Annotated in this window: 14 protein-coding genes, 1 tRNA gene and 1 pseudogene; 12 read left to right on the top strand and 4 right to left on the bottom strand. The window is 59.2% G+C overall.

Annotated features, from left to right (window positions below):
- Positions 1 to 220 precede the first annotated feature (220 nt).
- The 8 genes and pseudogenes from MA884_RS25225 to MA884_RS25190 form a co-directional block, all read left to right on the top strand.
- Positions 221 to 796 carry an antibiotic biosynthesis monooxygenase gene (locus tag MA884_RS25225; RefSeq protein ID WP_256233062.1) on the top strand — a complete coding sequence of 192 codons (576 nt, stop codon included), beginning with the start codon at positions 221 to 223 and terminating at the stop codon, positions 794 to 796.
- 143 nt (positions 797 to 939) lie between these two features.
- Positions 940 to 2,778 (top strand): amidohydrolase, encoded by a 1,839-nt coding sequence (locus MA884_RS25220; protein ID WP_256233061.1) that lies wholly within the window; start codon positions 940 to 942, stop codon positions 2,776 to 2,778.
- A 2-nt stretch (positions 2,779 to 2,780) separates the two neighbouring features.
- On the top strand, positions 2,781 to 4,379 hold the full coding sequence (locus MA884_RS25215) for an MFS transporter (protein WP_256233060.1): 1,599 nt from the start codon (positions 2,781 to 2,783) through the stop codon (positions 4,377 to 4,379).
- 97 nt (positions 4,380 to 4,476) lie between these two features.
- Entirely contained in the window at positions 4,477 to 5,256 is a 780-nt protein-coding gene (locus MA884_RS25210; protein ID WP_256233059.1) for an alpha/beta hydrolase, read from the top strand.
- A 19-nt stretch (positions 5,257 to 5,275) separates the two neighbouring features.
- The gene (locus MA884_RS28130) at positions 5,276 to 8,395 is read left to right on the top strand and encodes a sensor histidine kinase (RefSeq protein WP_256233058.1); all 3,120 of its coding nucleotides are present in this window, start codon (positions 5,276 to 5,278) and stop codon (positions 8,393 to 8,395) included.
- Between the two features lie 22 nt (positions 8,396 to 8,417).
- Positions 8,418 to 9,029, top strand: coding sequence for a response regulator (locus MA884_RS25200; RefSeq protein ID WP_371134824.1), 612 nt, complete (start codon positions 8,418 to 8,420; stop codon positions 9,027 to 9,029).
- A 108-nt stretch (positions 9,030 to 9,137) separates the two neighbouring features.
- Positions 9,138 to 9,806: a helix-turn-helix domain-containing protein gene (locus MA884_RS25195; RefSeq protein ID WP_371134821.1), complete on the top strand. Its 669-nt coding sequence runs from the start codon at positions 9,138 to 9,140 to the stop codon at positions 9,804 to 9,806.
- A pseudogene (locus MA884_RS25190) lies at positions 9,766 to 9,993 on the top strand (alpha/beta hydrolase fold domain-containing protein); the annotation flags it as partial. The gene MA884_RS25195 and the pseudogene MA884_RS25190, both read left to right, overlap by 41 nt.
- A gap of 52 nt (positions 9,994 to 10,045) precedes the next feature.
- On the opposite strand, the gene MA884_RS25185 reads toward MA884_RS25190, so the two are convergent.
- Positions 10,046 to 10,122 (bottom strand) — tRNA-Arg (locus tag MA884_RS25185).
- A 349-nt stretch (positions 10,123 to 10,471) separates the two neighbouring features.
- Between MA884_RS25185 and gabD the strand changes: the two genes are divergently transcribed.
- From gabD to MA884_RS25170, 3 genes are all read left to right on the top strand, one after another.
- Positions 10,472 to 11,914, top strand: a complete 1,443-nt coding sequence (gabD, locus tag MA884_RS25180; protein ID WP_107323124.1) for an NADP-dependent succinate-semialdehyde dehydrogenase — start codon at positions 10,472 to 10,474, stop codon at positions 11,912 to 11,914.
- Between the two features lie 174 nt (positions 11,915 to 12,088).
- Positions 12,089 to 13,369, top strand: a complete 1,281-nt coding sequence (gene gabT, locus MA884_RS25175) for a 4-aminobutyrate--2-oxoglutarate transaminase (RefSeq protein ID WP_256233056.1) — start codon at positions 12,089 to 12,091, stop codon at positions 13,367 to 13,369.
- 150 nt (positions 13,370 to 13,519) lie between these two features.
- Entirely contained in the window at positions 13,520 to 14,731 is a 1,212-nt protein-coding gene (locus MA884_RS25170) for an HDOD domain-containing protein (RefSeq protein ID WP_256233055.1), read from the top strand.
- Positions 14,732 to 14,877: 146 nt separating this feature from the next.
- Here the strand turns inward: MA884_RS25170 and MA884_RS25165 are convergent, their stop codons facing one another.
- Positions 14,878 to 15,867, bottom strand: a complete 990-nt coding sequence (locus MA884_RS25165; RefSeq protein WP_256233054.1) for a sensor domain-containing diguanylate cyclase — start codon at positions 15,865 to 15,867, stop codon at positions 14,878 to 14,880.
- 220 nt (positions 15,868 to 16,087) lie between these two features.
- Positions 16,088 to 17,272, bottom strand: a complete 1,185-nt coding sequence (gene desA / locus MA884_RS25160; RefSeq protein ID WP_256233053.1) for a delta-9 fatty acid desaturase DesA — start codon at positions 17,270 to 17,272, stop codon at positions 16,088 to 16,090.
- 144 nt (positions 17,273 to 17,416) lie between these two features.
- Here desA and dibA point away from each other — a divergent pair, with 144 nt between their 5' ends.
- Positions 17,417 to 19,324: a phosphodiesterase DibA gene (dibA, locus tag MA884_RS25155; RefSeq protein ID WP_256233052.1), complete on the top strand. Its 1,908-nt coding sequence runs from the start codon at positions 17,417 to 17,419 to the stop codon at positions 19,322 to 19,324.
- A 297-nt stretch (positions 19,325 to 19,621) separates the two neighbouring features.
- Here dibA and MA884_RS25150 read toward each other — a convergent pair whose 3' ends face one another.
- On the bottom strand, positions 19,622 to 20,026 hold the full coding sequence (locus MA884_RS25150) for a DUF6124 family protein (RefSeq protein WP_256233051.1): 405 nt from the start codon (positions 20,024 to 20,026) through the stop codon (positions 19,622 to 19,624).
- Positions 20,027 to 20,082: the final 56 nt, after the last annotated feature.

The raw sequence follows: 20,082 nt of genomic DNA, 5'->3' as shown, positions 1-20,082 counted from the left end.
CAGCAGCAGTGCCGTCCCAAAACCACACATTCATACAATTTGCGCTCCGAGTCCTGCGCCAACATAACCCCGTAACGTGGTCAACCAGGCGCCTGCCGTACGCGCAGCCATGCTCCCGGCAGGCACCGCGCTCAAAAAAGACCACCTGCAATAAACCTTCGGGATGTGAGCCCCTTCATACGAAGTGCCACAAGGCGCTCATCCACTACAGGAGTCCATCATGGACGCAGATACCGTCAATGAGGCGGCCACGCTAGTTGTCAGGCACAGGGTTAAGGCCGGACATGAGCAGCAATACGAAGCATGGCTGCGGCGCACCATCGATACGGCAAGCCGTTATGTCGGGCATATGGGTATTGATGTCGTCCGCAGCCACAGCGACGGACTGCCGCTGTTCACCTGCGTGTTGCACTTTTCCTGCACGCTGCACTTGCAGAGCTGGCTGGATTCGAGTGATCGCCAGGCGTTGATTGTCCAGGTAAAGCCTTTGCTCACCGACGGCGATCAGATCGAAGTGTCGAGCGCCCGTGAGTTCTGGTTCGTACCTGCCTCAGAACATCAGCCCCCGCCACGCTGGAAGCAGGCCTGTGTGACCTTCCTGGTCATTATGCCGCTCAGTTTGATAGTGCCCCAACTGTGGCAGCCCCTCTTCACACGCATTACCTGGCTAGGCAGTCATCCCGTCAGTGCGGTGCTGGTCACGCTGAGTATCGTGCTGCTGGTGGTTTATTTGTTCATGCCAATGATGACCCGTTGGTTAGCGGCCTGGCTCAACCCACAACGCCGCGAGGAATGATCATGAGTGAAGATCCGTCAGACAAAAGCCGTCGCCAGTTTCTCGCTACCAGCTCAGTGCTCGGGGCCGCGGGAGCACTCTGGTCTGCCCTGCCTTTTGCCGGCTCCGCCGGCACCTCTTTCGCCAACTCTCCGGGAGGTTCCATGAAAGCCGATTTGATCCTTTACAACGGCCGTCTGCACACCGTGGATCGTGAAAAGCCGCAAGCGACAGCTGTGGCCATCAAGGACGGAAAATTCATTGCCGTGGGCAGCGACGTAGAGGTCATGGCGGTCCGGGCAGATACGACACAGGTTATAGATCTGCAAAAGCGCACGGTGATCCCAGGTCTCAATGACTCGCACCTGCACCTGATTCGTGGGGGGCTGAACTACAACCTGGAACTGCGCTGGGAAGGTGTTCCATCTCTCGCCGATGCGTTACGGATGCTCAAGGATCAGGCCGATCGCACACCTGCTCCGCAATGGGTGCGGGTGGTGGGGGGCTGGAATGAATTCCAGTTTGCCGAGCGTCGCCTGCCTACCCTGGACGAATTGAACAAGGCCGCACCAGATACACCGGTATTCGTCCTGCACCTTTATGACCGCGCCCTCCTCAATCGGGCGGCACTGCGCGTTGTCGGCTATACCCGCGACACGCCGAACCCGCCGGGCGGAGAGATTGTCCGCGACAGCAATGGTGAACCCACCGGCATGCTGGTGGCTAAACCCAATGCGATGATTCTCTACTCGACCCTGGCCAAGGGGCCAACGCTGCCGCTGGAATACCAGGTCAACTCGACACGCCAGTTTATGCGCGAACTCAACCGCCTCGGCGTAACCAGTGCCATCGATGCGGGTGGTGGTTTCCAGAACTATCCGGACGACTATGAAGTGGTCCGCGAGCTGGCCAAGCACAATCAGTTGAGCGTGCGCATCGCCTACAACCTGTTCACCCAGAAACCCAAGGAAGAGCTGACCGACTTCAAGAACTGGAGCAGCATGGTCAAGCCTGGCGATGGCGATGACTTCTTCCGGCACAACGGGGCCGGCGAAATGCTGGTGTTCTCTGCCGCTGACTTCGAAGACTTCCTTGAACCTCGCCCAGACCTTGCGCCGACTATGGAGCAGGACCTGGAACCGGTGGTCCGTCACTTGGTCGAGCAGCGCTGGCCGTTCCGGCTGCACGCGACCTACGACGAATCCATTTCACGGATGCTCGATGTGTTCGAGCGGGTCAATCGCGACATTCCGTTCAATGGCCTGCCATGGTTCTTCGATCACGCTGAAACCATTAGCCCGAAGAATATCGAGCGGGTACGCGCCCTTGGCGGTGGCATTGCCATTCAGGACCGCATGGCCTTCCAAGGCGAGTATTTCGTCGACCGTTACGGCAGCAAGGCCGCCGAGCAGACCCCGCCCATTCAACGCATGCTGGCCGAGGGCGTACCCGTTGGTGCGGGGACTGATGCAACCCGCGTCTCCAGTTACAACCCCTGGACCTCGCTTTATTGGCTGGTCAGCGGCCGAACCGTTGGCGGGCTGGAGCTTTACCCCAACGGTCTTTCACGTGACACCGCCCTGCAGCTCTTTACCCATGGCAGTGCCTGGTTCTCGTCAGAGCAAGGCAAGAAGGGCCAGATCAAGGTCGGGCAACTGGCCGATCTCACGGCCCTGTCGGCGGACTTCTTCAGTGTCGAGGAAGAGGCGATCAAGTGGATCGAATCAGTGCTGACCATAGTCGACGGCAAAGTGGTCTATGGTGCTGCGGAGTTCGACCAGCTGTCGCCCCCCAGCCTTCCGGTCATGCCGGACTGGTCACCGGTTGCCAAGATACCCGGCCACTGGCGTCCCGCTTCACCGCTGTTGACTCAGGTGCATCAATGCTCAGGCCCTTGCGCGGTGCATGCGCACAGCCATGACAGGGTGCGCCGGTCATCCGTACCTATCAGTGACTACCAAGGCTTCTGGGGCGCCTTCGGCTGCTCCTGCTTCGCTTTCTGACCATGGACACGACTATCGAAAAGCGCTCCCCCTGGAGCGCACTGCGCCATAGCACTTTCCGCTGGCTATGGCTGGCCAGCATCGCCTCCAACATCGGCACCTGGATGCACGAGGTAGGGGCCGGCTGGTTGATGACGACGCTGTCAGCCAGCCCCATGCACGTTGCCTTGGTGCAGGTTGCAGGCTCCGCGCCGATGTTCTTTCTTGCTCTTCCAGCGGGTGCCATGGCCGACATCGTCGACAAGCGTCGCTACCTGCTTATGGTGCAAGTGTGGATGGCCGCGGTGGCGATGTTCCTGGCGCTGCTCACGCTAAGCGGCATGATGACCGTCTCGCTGCTGCTCCTTCTGACCCTGGGCATGGGCGTGGGGACTGCATTGATGATGCCCGCATGGTCAGCGTTGACGCCCGAACTGGTCGACAAGCGCGACCTCGGCTCGGCCATCGCCCTGTCCAGCCTCGGCATCAACGTCGCCCGCGCCATCGGGCCGGCGATTGCTGGGGTGTTGGTCAGCATGAGCGGCCCCTGGGCCACCTTCGCGCTGAACGCCGTGTCGTTCTTCGCGGTGATGGCGGTGCTGTACACCTGGAAACGCGAACAGACACCGGCGCTGTTCCCGGCGGAACGGCTGCTCGGGGCCATGCGCGCAGGCTGGCGCTACAGCCGCAGCTCCCAGCCGTTGCAAGCGGTGCTGGTGCGGTCGGCGGCATTCTTCGTCGGCGCCAGTGCTGGCATGTCGCTGCTGCCGCTGATCGTGCGCGGTGAGCTGAACGGCAGCGCCAGCGATTTCGGCCTGCTGCTCGGCAGCGTCGGCATCGGTGCAGTGCTCGGCGCTACTTTACTGCCGCGCATCCGTGATGCGGTGAAACCCGATCACCTGGTAGCCGGCTCCAGCCTGCTCTACGCCTTGGTGCTTGCCGCGCTGGCCGGGGTGCGCAACTTGTACTGGCTGATACCGGTGATGATGATCAGTGGCGCGGCCTGGATCGCCGTGTTGTCGAGCCTGCAAATGGCGGCGCAGACCTCCGTACCCAACTGGGTGCGGGCGCGGGCGCTGTCGGTATACATCCTGGTGTTCTTCGGCAGCATGGCGGCCGGCGGCGCGCTGTGGGGCTTCGTCGCCAGTAACCTGTCGATCAGCCTAACCCTGCTGATCGCTGGCGGGGTCCTGCTAGCGGGCATCCTGTTGACCCTGCGCTTCCACCTGCCGGTGACCGAAGCCGAAGACCTGGCACCGTCCCTGCACTGGCCTGCCCCGGTCCTTGCCGATGACCAGGATCAGGAACGCGGTCCAGTAATGGTCACCCTTGAGTATCAGGTCGACCCGTCGCAGGCAGAACTATTTCGCCTTGCCATGCAGGATGTACGCAGCATGCGAATGCGCAATGGTGCCTTTTCCTGGGGACTGGTCCAGGACAGTGGGCATCCGCAACGTTGGCTGGAGTTTTTCTTTGACGAGTCCTGGCTTGAACATCTGCGCCACCACGGTCGGGTGACCCGCGCCGAACAACGCACCGAGGCTGCGGCTCGCCAGTTCCAGGCTGGCGGAGTCGCCATCCGCATTCACCACTACCTGGCACCCACTAAGCCCCACACTTGAGCGCATTAACCACAACATGCCAGCGCACGGAGACCTCGGTATTCAATGCTTTGGCACCCAGAGCGCTTGTGATCAACCTAAGCTCATGGGATCAGGGATGAATATAACCGTACTGTTCATACATGGCGAATGGCTGTCTGCCGCCGCCTGGGATAATTTCTCCAGCCGCTATCGGGCATGTGGCTACACCTGCATCGCACCACCCTGGCCCTTATCGGAGGGACCGCCAGAGAGGCTGCGCGAGGCGCCACATACCGACTTCCCGAGGCTTGGGATCACACAAATAATTGAGCACTATGCCGCGCTGATCCGGCGCATGCCTCAGCCCCCTTTGCTGATTGGTCACTCGCTGGGTGGCCTGCTCGTACAGATACTTCTGGATCGTGGTCTTGGCTGTGCCGGGATATCGATTACAGCGATGCCCCCTCGTGGGTTAATGCCTCGCTTGAGCATCCTCTACAAGGCGATCCCCATGCGCATGGCTTGGGGCAGTTGGAAGCGAGTCATGTATTTTCCGCTACGAGAATTTGCCCAACTTACTCGGGTTTTGGCGATCCAGGATCTTTCGCTGTTACATGCAAGCCATATCGTGCCAGCGCCGGGGCGGATTTTCTTTGAAGCGGCTTTCGGTATTGGCACACATGTCGACTTTGCCAATGACCACAGAGCACCGCTGCTGTTGATCGCCGCCGAGAACGATCACAGCATACGGCCATGCCTGGTGACGTCGAACTATCGGCAATACAATCGCTCGGCGGCCAGTACCTCGTTCAAGTGCTTTGCCGGGCACAGCCACTGGCTCATCGCCGAACCCGGTTGGGAGCAAATAGCTGACTACACAATTGAATGGGCGCAAACTCAACTGGGTCGCTTTTGATTAATTTCAGGTTCGCGCGGTGATTAGCGTATTGGGCTTTTCCCCAGCCAAACAGCAGAAGCCAACCCCAGGAAATCGCTGGCGCACATGCACGGCGCTGGCAATCTATATGCTGTTGGTTAGCCTGCCATGTTTTAGTCCGGCCGCAGCGGCCGCCGACTACTTACTGGACAAGCTGGAGCACCACCGCTGGACCGTCGCTGATGAAGGCCCCAATCAGGTCGGGGCCTTGGCTCAGACCCGAGACGGTTATCTCTGGCTTGGAACCAACGATTCGCTCTATCGCTTTGATGGCCTGGACTTCGAGCGATACATACCGCCAGACGGCAATCCGCTGGGCATCATTTCCGTACTCAAGGCGGAGGATGAAGGCTTGTGGGCGGGTCTGCGTGCAGGAGGCATTAGCCTGATCACTGACACAGGCATAACCCATTACCCAGTCAGTGCTGGGTTGCCTGGCGGGGTGATCTATAGCATCGCCAAGGATCGCAGTGGCGCAGTCTGGATCGCCGCCAACGATGGTTTGGCGCGTTTTGACGGTAACGCGTGGCAACGTATCGGTACCGAGTGGAACTTTCCGGGACGAAATGCCCGCGCTGTACTCGTCGACCGCGATGGCACGCTATGGGCAGCCAATGAAGATCGCCTTTTCTACCTGCCGTCAGGTGCCAAAGCGTTTATCGATGCAGGCATTGCGGTGGGTTGGGTGAGTCATATGGCCCAGGCTCCAGATGGGTCCATCTGGATGGCAGAACGATATGGCGGTTCGCTGCGCCGAATCGTGCCAAACGAAGGCGATGCGGCTACCCAGGTGACCGTAATCGATGGTGCCAGTGGTTTGTTATTCGACAGCACTGGGGCGCTATGGGTGGGAACCAGCGGTAAGGGCGTTCGCTATGTACACGCCTCTGCCAGCCTCAGTGCTCTATCGATAACTGACGTACGCAGTCACCAAGAAAAGTTCATGGCCAAGGATGGCTTGAGTGCAGATATCGTTCTTCCATTACTCGAAGATGTCGACGGCAATATTTGGGTGGGGACTAGTGCCGGGCTAGACCGTTTTCGGCCAAGCGCTATGGTCTCGGCCGCATTTCCACACAACGCCCAGAATTTGGCATTGGTTGCCGGTACGGCAGGCAGTGTCTGGGCAGGTACCAGCAACCTACCGGCAATGCGTCTGAGCAGCACAGGGTTAGCCTCTCTGGATATACCGGCACCGATCAGTAATGCCTTCAGTGATGCTAACGGTGATATCTGGATGGCTGGCAGCAAGGGTGTCTGGCGTGCGCAAGGCGACGAAATCGAGCGAGTCGCGTCATTGCCAACCCAGGATGGGCTTGACTCAGCCGTCCGCGCGATGACTCTCGATCAGGCGGGCAACCTGTGGGTTTCGATCAACCGCAAGGGGCTTTTCGTTCTTCGAAGCGGGCGTTGGTCAATGGTTGCGCCGCCTAATGCTGATCCAAGCCAGTTAATGCCTGTCACCGCTACCACCGATCCTCTTGGTAGACTCTGGTTCGGCTACCGCAATAATCTGATTGTGACCCACGACGACAAGGTCCAACGACACTGGGGGGCAGACGAAGGCTTAAAGGTGGGTCATGTCACGGCGATGCTGCATCAGGGCCGCCTCACCTGGGTTGGTGGCCAGCGTGGAGTGGCCTTCTTCGATGGTGAGCGCTTCCACAGCCTTCACCTACCGGACAATGGGCTGTTCGACAATATCTACGCGATTCTGGCCGTACCTCCCAGAGAACCAGAAGGTGATGGGAGCTATGATCTCTGGCTCCATGGCAAAGCCGGGGTTTATCAGTTGACCGCTCGTGAGGTAAAGCGCGCCATCGCTGACCCGCAATACCAAATACGTTACCGCAGCTATGAGGTGATTGGTGGCCTGGCCAATGACCCGCACCAAGTACTCCCATTACCTACTGCAGTGCGCAGTACGGATGGACGTCTATGGTTCAGCACCAGTAAGGGCGTGACTTGGATTGATCCGACTCGCTATGTGCAGAGTAAAGCGGCGCCCAAGGTAGTCATCCAATCGCTCAATGTCGATGGTAAGGAGCCCCGGCCAAGTGAGTTGTCACAACTGGGCGCAGAGCCAAAGAGAATCGAAATCTCTTATGCAGCGCTTAGTCTCTCAGGCATGCAAGGTTTGCACTTTCGCTATCTGTTGGAGGGGGTCGACACGGACTGGCAGCAGGCGGGTTCAAAACGTAGTGCCATTTATACGGGGCTCGGCCCCGGGGATTATCGGTTCCGCGTATTGGCCTCCAATCAGGATGGAATACTGAGCACCGAGGAGGCCGTGCTCAGCTTCAGTATTCGACCCGTTTTCTACCGCACCCCACTATTTATAGTGTTGAGCGGTCTGGCAGTGGCGATTATTTTGTGGATGCTGCATCGGTTCAATATTCGCCGTTCAGCCCAGCATCTGCGTGACCGTCTTGAGGAACGACATGCCGAGCGCGAGCGAATTGCCCGTGAGCTGCATGACACCCTACTCCAGGGTGTGCAGGGGCTTGTGTTGAGTTTCCAGGCGGCCACTGAGCAAATCCCCAGTACTCATCCGGCACGATCCAAAATGGAGAGAGCGCTAGACCGCGCAGATCAGGTTTTGGTGGAGGCACGAGAGCGGGTGAGTAATCTGCGTGATCTGAACGAGCCTGCTCTGAATCTGATCGATGCATTTGCCGCTGTCACGAGTGAGCTGCAGCAAGAAGGCAGTACGCGCTTTACCGTGAACAGCCACGGCACGCCACTGCCACTGCACCCTATAGTCGGAGAAGAAAGCTACCGGATAGGCTGTGAAGCGATCATGAACGCCTTTCGACATGCCAATGCGCAGAACGTGGAAATCCGGATCGTCTACACCAGGCACGCATTTCAGCTAAGCGTTGGCGATAATGGTAGCGGCATCGACCCACAGTATCTGCCGCCCAATATCCGCCCCGATCACTGGGGCTTGCATGGCATGCTGGAGCGGGCCCAAAAAATAGGCGGCCGGCTGTCTATTCAAAGAGGAGCCCACAATGGCACTGAAATTCAACTGACTGTACCCGCATTAACGGCCTACCGACGTGTCCCGCGACGTCTCAGCCAGTGGCTACGTGTATTGACTCAATTGAGGCCCTAGCGTGCACCCGGAGAATGAACAGATACGCGTGCTGGTCGTCGATGACCACCCTCTGCTGCGCGAGGGTATCGCTGCCGTCCTTGAAGCCCAATCAGACATAGTGCTGGTCGGCGAAGCGACCAATGGCTGCGAAGCGCTTCAGCTATTTCGCTCGCTGCGTCCGGACGTCACCCTGATGGATCTACAAATGCCCGAGATGGATGGCATCGAGGCGATTCATGCCATTCGCGCTGAGTTTCCTCTCGCCCGCATTGCCATCCTGACCACCTATCGGGGTGATGTACGGGCATTGCATGCAATCAAGGCGGGAGCTCTCGGCTACTTGTTGAAAAGTAGTCTGCGCAAGGAACTGCTGGATGCCATCCGCTCCATTGCTGCCGGCAAGCGCCATATCCCGGCAGAGATAGCCGTTGAGCTGGCTGATCACTTAAGCCACGACTCCCTGACCGCTCGTGAAATCCAGGTCCTGCAATGTGTCGCTATGGGTAAACCCAACAAGCAAATCGCGACGGAACTCATGATCGCGGAGGACACCATCAAGGGGCATTTAAGAAGCATCATGGACAAGTTGGGTGCCAGCAATCGCACCCATGCGGTCACCCTCGGCATTCAGCGCGGCATCATCACTGTGTGATACCCCACTTTTGAGGGGGGCGCGCGCCCCCCATTGTTGTCTTATGCGCGATCAGTGCACGGCATAGCATGGTGCCAGGACCCAAAAGATCCACAGTGGAGCACAGCCATGCGTGCCACCTTGCATGCCGTTACCCCGGCAACCGCAGTAGACCGCCCGAATCAGCGCTGTATTTCCGACGAAACGTATGATGGCGTCATGCGATTGCTTAGCGAGGCTCAAGCGCACCTGAGCATCGATCGTGACTCAGCCTGCCTATGCCTGACCCGTGCCCTGGTCATGATGCAAAAGAGCGATAGCCAGCTAAAAAGCCGCCATGGCTGTCTATCCAGTTGGCAAACTAAACGGGTGGTTGACTACATCGACGCTAACCTCGACTCATCAATACGCACAAATCAGATGGCTGCTGTTCTAAGCCTGAGTGTCAGCTACTTCTCGCATGCTTTCAAAAATACCTTTGGCGTAACGCCGCTGGTTTACGTCGCACGTCGGCGCATCGAATCTGCTCGACAGATCATGCTCACGACCGACTCCTCGCTGACCGACATCGCCCATAGTCACGGATTCTGTGACCAATCCCATTTCATCCGTACCTTCCGCCGCCAGATCGGGATTACACCTCAGGCTTGGCGACGGTTGTGCGATGCCGGGTTATACGAGGAACAGACCCGTTCCGCCCCCATGACATTGGCCACTTCCAGACCATCAGTGTGCAGCGCTATCGCCGCCGGACATCGAAGCTCAGGGGCTTGCGCCAGCACTCATTCAAACCGCTGAATTCGATGTGTTGTGTGATATAGGCGAAGCATATGCACGCAACCTGGACACCGCCGTGACGATTACTAGTTCGTGCTACAACGACAAGACTCACGACTGCGGGATGCTCAATCCACCGGCACATCTACCTGCGATGCACGCAGCTATGCGCCAGACTGGTAGAGGGGCACAGAATGGACACATTTGAGACACATGAAAAACAAAAGGGCCTAGGTTTTCACCTAGGCCCTTGTTTTATATGGTGCACCAGGCGGGATTCGAACCCACGACCCCTGCCTTCGGAGGGCAGTACTCTATCCAGCTGAGCTACTGGTGCGACGCGGGCGCCATGATACTCATATGCAATGCGGGCGTCCATGCTGCTGATTTGCCGGTGTTTTCATAAGCATAGGCGGGCATGGGCTACGCTGATCAGAAAAAGCGGGCAAATTCAGCTTTTTCGTTCTTTTTTTCGAACACCCTATTGTCCTTCACCCCCATCGGCCCTAGGATTCGTTTGAGATTTCAAACGCTCTTGTCTGAGTGCTGAACCGCACGTCTGTGCTTATGTGCGTTATTTCTGTGCTTCAGCCCGGTGGATGATTTCCCTGACGGCAGCCCATAAGGCGCCTTTCTACAAATCTAATTCGCTGCGCGTGTGCGCGGTGCTGTTAAGGAAAGCCGACATGCAGCTTAAAGACACCCAGTTGTTCCGCCAGCAAGCCTTCATCGATGGCGCTTGGGTCGATGCGGACAATGGTCAGACGATCAAGGTTACCAACCCGGCAACGGGCGAAGTGTTGGGCACTGTGCCGAAGATGGGCGCTGCCGAAACCCGTCGGGCGATTGAAGCCGCCGACAAGGCGTTGCCAGCCTGGCGCGCCCTCACCGCCAAAGAGCGCGCTAACAAGCTGCGCCGCTGGTACGAATTGCTGATCGAAAACCAGGATGACCTTGGTCGCCTGATGACCCTGGAACAAGGCAAGCCGCTGGCCGAAGCCAAGGGCGAAATTGTTTACGCAGCCTCGTTTATCGAATGGTTCGCCGAAGAAGCCAAGCGCATCTACGGTGATGTGATTCCCGGCCACCAGCCCGACAAGCGCCTGATCGTGATCAAGCAGCCGATCGGTGTGACTGCTGCGATTACCCCGTGGAATTTCCCGGCCGCGATGATCACCCGCAAGGCCGGGCCGGCCCTGGCCGCTGGCTGCACCATGGTCATCAAGCCGGCTTCGCAAACCCCGTTCTCGGCCCTGGCCCTGGTTGAGCTGGCCCACCGTGCCGGCATTCCGCAAGGGGTGCTGAGCGTGGTCACCGGCAGTGCCGGTGACATCGGCGGCGAGCTGACCAGCAACCCGATCGTGCGCAAACTGTCGTTCACCGGCTCGACCGAGATCGGTCGCCAGTTGATGGCCGAATGCGCCAAGGACATCAAGAAAGTCTCCCTGGAGCTGGGCGGTAATGCGCCGTTCATCGTGTTCGACGACGCGGACCTGGATAAGGCCGTCGAGGGCGCGATCATTTCCAAATACCGCAACAACGGCCAGACCTGCGTCTGCGCCAACCGTCTGTACATCCAGGATTCGGTGTACGACGCCTTCGCTGAAAAACTCAAAGTGGCGGTAGCCAAGCTCAAGATCGGCAATGGTCTGGAAGATGGCACTACCACCGGTCCGTTGATCGACGAGAAAGCGGTTGCCAAGGTGCAAGAGCACATCGCCGATGCGGTCAGCAAAGGCGCGACCGTGCTGGCTGGCGGCAAGGCTATGGAAGGCAACTTCTTCGAGCCGACCATCCTGACCAACGTGCCATCGAGCGCCGCCGTGGCGAAGGAAGAAACCTTCGGTCCGTTGGCGCCGCTGTTCCGCTTCAAAGACGAAGCCGAAGTGATCGCGATGTCCAACGACACCGAGTTCGGCCTGGCCTCGTACTTCTATGCCCGCGACCTGGGCCGTGTGTTCCGCGTGGCCGAAGCCCTGGAATACGGCATGGTCGGTGTCAACACCGGTTTGATCTCCAACGAAGTCGCGCCGTTCGGCGGCATCAAGGCGTCGGGCCTGGGCCGTGAAGGCTCCAAGTACGGCATCGAGGATTACCTGGAAATCAAATACCTCTGCCTCGGTATCTGATTCTGTTGCAAGCGCAAAGGGCACGAGAGCGCTGTCCCTTTGCGCGTTTCACCCGTTCAGTTTCTTGTGGCCGGAACGCTGTGACAGTCGATCATCGCATGCTGTCGCAGTTGCCTCCCTGCCATGTACGCCTTGGACCACGCCGCCGATGAGCGGCGAATGAGGACATTTTCAATGAGCAACAAGACCAACGCTTCCCTGATGAAACGCCGCGAAGCTGCTGTACCGCGCGGCGTGGGCCAGATTCACCCGATCTTCGCCGAGTCGGCGAAGAACGCCACGGTAACCGACGTTGAAGGCCGTGAATTCATCGACTTCGCCGGTGGCATCGCGGTGCTGAACACCGGCCACGTCCACCCGAAAATCATCGCCGCCGTGACCGAACAGTTGAACAAGCTGACCCACACCTGCTTCCAGGTCCTGGCTTACGAGCCGTATGTGGAACTGTGCGAAAAACTCAACGCCAAGGTACCGGGTGATTTCGCCAAGAAAACCCTGCTGGTGACCACAGGTTCCGAAGCGGTGGAGAACGCCGTAAAAATCGCCCGCGCCGCGACTGGTCGCGCGGGTGTCATCGCTTTTACTGGCGCCTACCACGGCCGCACCATGATGACCCTGGGCCTGACCGGTAAAGTCGTGCCGTATTCGGCCGGCATGGGCCTGATGCCCGGCGGCATCTTCCGCGCGCTGTACCCGAACGAACTGCACGGCGTGAGCATTGACGATTCCATCGCCAGCATCGAGCGCATCTTCAAGAACGACGCCGAACCACGTGACATCGCGGCAATCATCATCGAGCCGGTACAGGGCGAGGGTGGTTTCTACGTGGCGCCCAAGGAGTTCATGAAGCGTCTGCGCGCCCTCTGTGATCAGCATGGCATTCTGCTGATCGCTGACGAAGTACAGACCGGTGCCGGTCGTACTGGCACTTTCTTCGCCATGGAGCAGATGGGCGTTGCCGCCGACCTGACTACTTTCGCCAAATCCATCGCCGGTGGCTTCCCGTTGGCCGGTGTCTGCGGCAAGGCCGAGTACATGGACGCTATCGCCCCTGGTGGCCTGGGCGGCACCTACGCCGGCAGCCCGATTGCCTGCGCTGCTGCGCTGGCGGTGATGGAAGTGTTTGAGGAAGAACAACTGCTTGATCGCTGCAAAGCGGTGGGCGAGCGCCTGGTGACTGGCCTCAAGGCCATCCAGAAGAAATACCCGATCATCGGTGACGTGCGCGCTCTGGGCGCGATGATCGCCGTGGAGCTGTTCGAAAATGGCGATACCCACAAGCCGAACGCGGCGGCAGTGGCTCAGGTTGTGGCCAAGGCTCGCGACAAGGGCTTGATCCTGCTGTCCTGCGGCACCTACGGCAACGTCCTGCGGGTGCTGGTGCCATTGACCTCGCCAGACGAGCAATTGGACAAAGGCTTGGCAATCATCGAAGAGTGCTTCTCCGAGCTCTGATATTTACGAGCGCTGAGCTGTGCGTTGATCCACAAAAAACCCGCTTTGCAGCGGGTTTTTTCATTTTCGCGAACATATTCCCGGGGGTAGAGCTGTCTGCAACGGCCACCATTGACTAAGGTGCAAGTATTGCGAGGGGAGCGATACTGCATGACTGCTGTGGATTTACCCGCTGTACCGCGTGTGTTGATCGCCGAGGCCGATCCGGCGTCTCGGGAGCTGCTTGAGCAAGTGTTATCGGGCATACGTTGCGATGCCCAGGTGGATACGTGCGGTGAGGGCCAGCAAGCCCTGAACCTGCTGGCGCACAATGCGTACGATCTGGTGATCGCCGATTGGGAGCTGCCGGGCGTCGATGGTCTGAGTATTCTGCGCGGCCTTCGTCAGCAACATCGCAATCAGGTATTACCCTTCATTCTGATGAGCCGGCGCAACGATAGCGCCAGCGTACGTGAGGTCTTGCCGCTGGCGCCAGCGGCCTATCTGACCAAGCCCTTGAACCGGGAAGACTTGACCCAGCGTTTGCAAGGGCTGTTGTTGAGCGGCGGTGAAGATTGCACTACTGACGTGTCAGTCCCGGGGCAGACCCTGAAAGCCTTCTTGGAGCGTCGACGTGATTCTGCCGAAGGCGCGCCGTTGATGACCGATGTGCAAGTGGCTGTAAAGCGCAGCCTCAACCCCGGCGGTCTGGATTTGAAACTGCTGGAAGAGGAAATCCGCACTGACCCGCAAATCACCGCCGTATTGATCGCCGCGGCCAACAGCGCTGCGCAACACCAAGGTGGCGGCCGGGTGCAGACGGTGGCTCAGTCGCTGCAGCAGTTAGGCACCGGGCAGAGCATGAACCTGATTCTCGGCTTGACCCTCAAGCGCTGTGCCCGCCTGAGTGTCCCGTGCCTGGCGGACTATGCCGAGCGTTACTGGGAATTGTCGCTGCACACCGCCGAGCACGCCCGGATGCTGGCGCGGCTGCTGGATCTGGAGCAGGAGCGCTGTTATTGCGCCGGGCTGTTGCATCGTCTGGGGGACTTGGCGTTGTTGCGCTGCCTGGAAGAATGGAGGCAGGCCGGTGGGGAGTTGGACGATCTGGAAGAAGTGGGCAACGCACTCGATCAGTACGGTGCCAGCTTCGGTTCGGCATTGCGGACGCGCTGGCGCTTGCCATTGGAGCTGCGAGAGCTGATTGCGGCAGCTTATGGCCTGGGGGGCGGGGTTTACTCGCGGGAGGCGCTGGTGATGAACATGGCGTCGCAGATGGCCCATCTGACCGAGCATGAAGGACTTGAAGAACTGGCCCAGGGGCGCACGGCGCGCTTATTGAAGATCGGCTTGCCGGAATTGATGCGGTTGCGCCGCAAGTAGCACCAGCACCTAACCCCTGTGGGAGCGGGCTTTGTGGGAGCAAAGCTTGCTCGCGATGCAGGCAACTCGGGTTCAAGTGGACACCGAGGCGCTGCTATCGCGGGCAAGCCTTGCTTCCACAGGGGTTCAGTGGCGGGACAACTCACTCAAGCCGCAATGATGCGATTCTTGCCTTGGCGCTTGGCTTCGTACATGGCCGCGTCGGCGCGGGAGAACAGAGTATCCAGGGACTGGTCTTCGGCGGTGATGCTGGTCAAGCCTTGGCTGACGGTGATGCCGAAGTTTTGCTCCCCGCTACGGAAAGCCAGACGCTGAATCTCCCGCTGCAAACGCTCGGCGACTTGCAGTGCCATGTCCGGGGCACAGCCAGGAAATACTGCGGCGAACTCTTCACCACCGATTCGTCCGAACAGGTCGCCGCGCCTGAGCACGGAGCGTCCGCTTTCGGCGATTTTCTGCAGCACGGTGTCGCCTTCCTGATGACCATAGGTGTCGTTGATTACTTTGAAATCATCAATGTCCAGCAACAGGAACGCCATGGGTGTTCCTTGCAGCCGCGCCTGTGCGAATTCGCGGTGGGCACATTCGAAGAAGTGGCGGCGATTGCTGCTCTGGGTCAGCACGTCGGTAGTCGCCAGTCGTTGCAGTTCGCTTTCCAGCAGCTTCTTTTCAGTGATGTCTTCGGCGATGCCCACCACGATCACCGGTTGCCCCGACTCGGCCTTGCGGTTGATGAAGCACTTGTCGCTCAGCCAGCGGATTTGGCCATTGGCAGCGATGATGCGGTATTCGCGATCTTCCACGGCACCTTTGACCAGCACTTCGGCCAGGCTGCGTTCGGCGTATTCCAGATCGTCGGGGTAGATTGCGTCGCGCCATTCGTTGAAATCGGCCAGCACCAAGCCCGCCGGTCGACCGAAAATTCGTTCATAGGCGGGGCTGACGTACAGGACTTGTCGGGTTTCCCAGTTGAACGCCCAAAGCACCGCGTTGACGCTGACCAGTAATGAACTGAATAGCTGCTCACGCTCGCTCAGGCGCGCGACTTCGCCCTGGGCGTGCATCAGCGCCATGAGCGTCTGGGCCGCTTCGGGCCAATGAGGGTGGGACGAATCCTGTAGGTTCTTGTCGACCATCGGCACAAATCTCAAAGAACGTGCACTGCTGTGGATTGGCACGCGCTTGCTCCAAAGCCCGCCAGTATGGCGAAGTGCTCTTTGAGATAAGGGATTCGGGGCGAAGTTCCTTTTCAGGCGACGAAGGGCGGGGGATTTAGCGAGTCAAATTTATCGGGGCTGAACCTGTGGTGAGGGGTTTACCCCCTCGCCACAGGAACCCTTCACCACAGTGATCTTGTCAGGCCGTTGCAGGTCGCAACGAGTAAGTCTTGAGCTGGTCAGCGAAGTCGCGCAGGGACTGGATGCCGCTGGCCTCGGCTTCGTGGATCCACTCCTTGATGGCTGCGAGCATGTCATGGCCGTTGCTGCTGGTCTTGACCCAGATCTGCTGCAAAGCCAGGCGTTTTTCGTAGATCACCTTCAATGCATGGCTGTGTTCCAGCATGCTCTGGATGCGCGCGTGGTGACGCTCATCCAGCAGGCTGGTTTCCCGCGACAGCAGGCGTTTGGCCCGGTGGAACTGGTGGCGGACCGAGTGATCGACCTTTTCCAGTTCCTGCTTGACCAGCGGTGCGATAACCAGCCTGCGGTACTGGGCCATGATCTGGAAACGGTTGTTGAGGATCGCCATGGCGGTATCCATGTCCAGGTGGCCCTTGCCTTCGACCCGGTGTGCGATCGGCGCGACGCGCTGGACCTTGGCCAGGCGCAGGAAGCTGAACACCTGGATCCAGGCCCAGCCCAGGTCGAACTCCCATTTACGTACCGACAGTTTGGCCGAATTGGGATAGGTGTGATGGTTGTTGTGCAGTTCTTCGCCACCGATCAGGATGCCCCAGGGCACAAGGTTGGTCGCTGCGTCGCGGCATTCGAAGTTGCGGTAGCCCACGGCATGGCCCAGGCCATTGACGACGCCGGCGGCCCAGACCGGAATCCACATCATCTGGATGGCCCAGATGGTGATGCCGATCGTGCCGAACAGCAGCAGGTCGATGACGCCCATGATCACCACGCCCAGTATCGGGAAGCGGCTATAAAGGTTGCGCTCGATCCAGTCATCAGGGCAGTTCTTGCCGTAGATGCGCAGGGTTTCGGGGTTTTCCGCTTCGGCGCGATACAGCTCGGCGCCTTTGCGCAGCACGGTGGACAGGCCCTTGATCACCGGGCTGTGGGGGTCGTCGACGGTTTCGCATTTGGCATGGTGCTTGCGGTGGATGGCGGTCCACTCGCGGGTGTTCTGCGCCGTGGTCAACCACAGCCAGAAGCGGAAGAAATGTTTGAGGCCGGCGTTGAGCTCCAGGGAGCGATGAGCCGAGTAACGGTGCAGATAGACCGTGACGCCAATGATCGTGACATGGGTCATCAGCAGGGTGATTGCCACCAGTGACCAGGGCGACAAGCCAAGAAAACCTTCGTACCACATAGGCTATAGGGCCCTCGATAAAGATAGAAACAGCCGTAGCATTATCACCTGCCACACAGATAAAACCAGTCGGCCTTTCAGATAACAGTGGCAGGATGTTTCTTACTCTATAATTCCCGCCTTTGTGGGGACATGGACGACCTAATGACCATTTATCACCGTAGCGCCATGCGTGGAGCACTGCTTTATCTCCTGTTGTCGATCGTCTGGCTGCAGCTGGTTGGTTATTTATTGAGCAGTTTCTTCGATCAATCTGCCGACCGGCTTCGCTGGCAGTTGATCAACGGTTACGCCTGGGTCCTGGTCAGCGCCGGATTGGTTTTCCTGGCGGGTGTGCGCATGTCCCGGCTTTTCGGAAAAGGCGTACACCGTGCCGACGGCGAGCGTTTGCGCCAGGCCGCCGCTGTCTTCGATTGCACGCGCGAAGGCGTGTTGGTGACGGATCCCAAGGGCCTGATCGTGCACGTCAATCGGGCCTTCATGGCGATCACAGGTTACGGCCGGGATGAGGTGCTGGGCCGTCGGCCCAACCTGTTCAAGTCGGGCCGTCATGGGGCGGATTTCTACCGGGATATGTTTGCTTCCCTGGCCAGTCTTGGCGAATGGAGTGGCGAGATCTGGAATCGACGCAAGAGCGGAGAGATCTACCCACAGTGGCAGACGATTCGCGTCGTTCACGACGATAGCGGCCAGGTCAGTCATTACGTCGCGGTGTTTTCGGACATCAGCGCGATCAAGAATTCGGAGCACGAACTGGCGTACCTGGCTCACCACGATCCGCTGACCGGTCTGCCCAATCGCCTGCTGTTTTCCGATCGCGCCGAGCAGGCCCTGGCGTCGTCGCAGTTGCACAAACGCGGCTGCGCCTTGTTGCTGGTGGACCTGGACCACTTCAAGAACATCAACGACAGCCTGGGGCATCATGTTGGCGATCAATTGCTCAAAAGCGTGGCAGAGCGGTTCCGCGGACTGTTTGCGCCTGGCGTGACCCTGGCCCGGCTGGGGGGCGACGAGTTTGCGGTGCTGGTGGAAAACTGCTCGCAGCCGGCGCAGGCGGCGGTTCTGGCCCAGCGCATTATCGATGCCCTGAAAGAACCGTTGCACCTCGACAGCCAGCTCTTGTTCATCAACGCCAGCGTGGGCATCAGCCTGTTTCCCGGCGACGCTCTCAGTGCGGGGCAGTTGCTGCGCAATGCCGACTCGGCGCTGTTCAAGGCCAAAAGCGCCGGGCGCGACGGCTATGCCTTGTACACCGAAGAACTCACAGCCCATGCCCAACAGCGCGTCGAGATCGCCTTTGAACTGCGTCGCGCCCTCCAGCAGCAGGAACTGCGGGTTCATTACCAACCGGTGCATGACCTGGCGACCAGCCGTCTGATCGGTGTCGAGGCATTGGTTCGCTGGGAACATCCCGAGCGAGGGCTGGTTTCGCCAGCCGAATTCATTCCCATTGCCGAGCGCACCGGGCTGATTGCCCAGATCGATGCCTGGGTCATGGAACAGGCCTGTCGGCAGATGTGCCAGTGGCAGCAGGCCGGAGTGGTGCTGTCGTTCGTCGCGGTCAATGTTTCCAGCCGGTTGTTCGCCCGTCGCGAGTTGTACGAACAGGTCGCCCGGGTGCTGCACGACACGGGCCTGGAGCCGGCTTGTCTGGAGCTGGAGGTGACCGAAAGCGCGGTGATGGACGACCCGGAAGTGGCGTTGGAGCAAATGCATCGTCTGCGGGAGCTGGGTGTGCGCCTGGCTATCGATGATTTTGGCACCGGTTATTCGTCGTTGCTGCGGCTCAAACGCCTGCCGGTACAGAAGCTCAAGATCGATCAGGGTTTTGTCGCCGGTTTGCCGTGGGATGAAGACGACGTGGCGATTGTCCGGGTAATCATCGCTCTGGCCCGCAGCATGGGTATGCAGGTGCATGCCGAAGGCATCGAGCAGCGCGAGCAAGCGGCGTTCCTGCTTGAACATGCCTGTGGGCTGGGACAGGGCTACTGGTTCGGGCGGCCCGTGGCGGCTCAGCAGTTGGATTGGGACCGGGCGCCGGTTATTGCTTGATCGTCAGTGGTATTGATGTTGGTCGAGTAACACCCCTCAGATCTGTTTGAGCAGGACCTGTGGGAGCAAAGCTTGCTCGCGAGGCGGCCTGACAGCCGACCTGGTTCTCCGGTTTTACCCCAATCCAACTGTGGGAGCGGGCTTGCTCGCGAAGGCGTCTGTTTAGCTTGCATCGATAGGGACTGAGGCACCGCTATCGCGAGCAGGCTCGCTCCCACAATGGATTGGCGTTGAACTTGAGATTCGGTTCGACACACAGAACCCTGTGGGAGCGAGCCTGCTCGCAATGACGCCGGCTCAGCTTGCCTCAATGTAAGCGCTACCCCTTGGCCCCAGGCGCCGCCATCTCCTTGGTTTCCAATGATCCAACGCCCGCTCGACCAACAACTGCACCCCATCGGCCATGCGGCTGATCGCCAGGGCGACGCAGCGGCGTGAGTCATCCACGTCGTCAGCCAGGTCGGCGGCGATGGTGCTGATGGAGAGCAGGTCTTCGGAGGCGTTGGCGAGCAGGGTTTCGGTGTCGATGTGGGGAGAAACGATGAAGAGTTGGTTTTTGTCGGGTTCGGGCGGTGAGGCGGGCTTGGGGTTGAGGTAGTAGTCGAGGGCGCGGGTGGCGGCGTCTTCGAGCTTTTTTTCTTCCTGCGCTTGGACGCGGGATTTATGGCTGCTTTGCGGCGGATTCGGTGAATGCTTGACCATATTTTATGTACCAGAGTTGGGGTCGATATCCTTTCGCTTGCATTCGAAGAGGTGGC

This window comes from Pseudomonas sp. Q11 (assembly GCF_024494355.1).
In the GTDB taxonomy this organism is placed as follows: domain Bacteria; phylum Pseudomonadota; class Gammaproteobacteria; order Pseudomonadales; family Pseudomonadaceae; genus Aquipseudomonas; species Aquipseudomonas hefeiensis.
The sequence above is the reverse complement of the archived record's forward strand: the minus strand, read 5'-3'. Positions and strand labels throughout refer to the sequence as shown.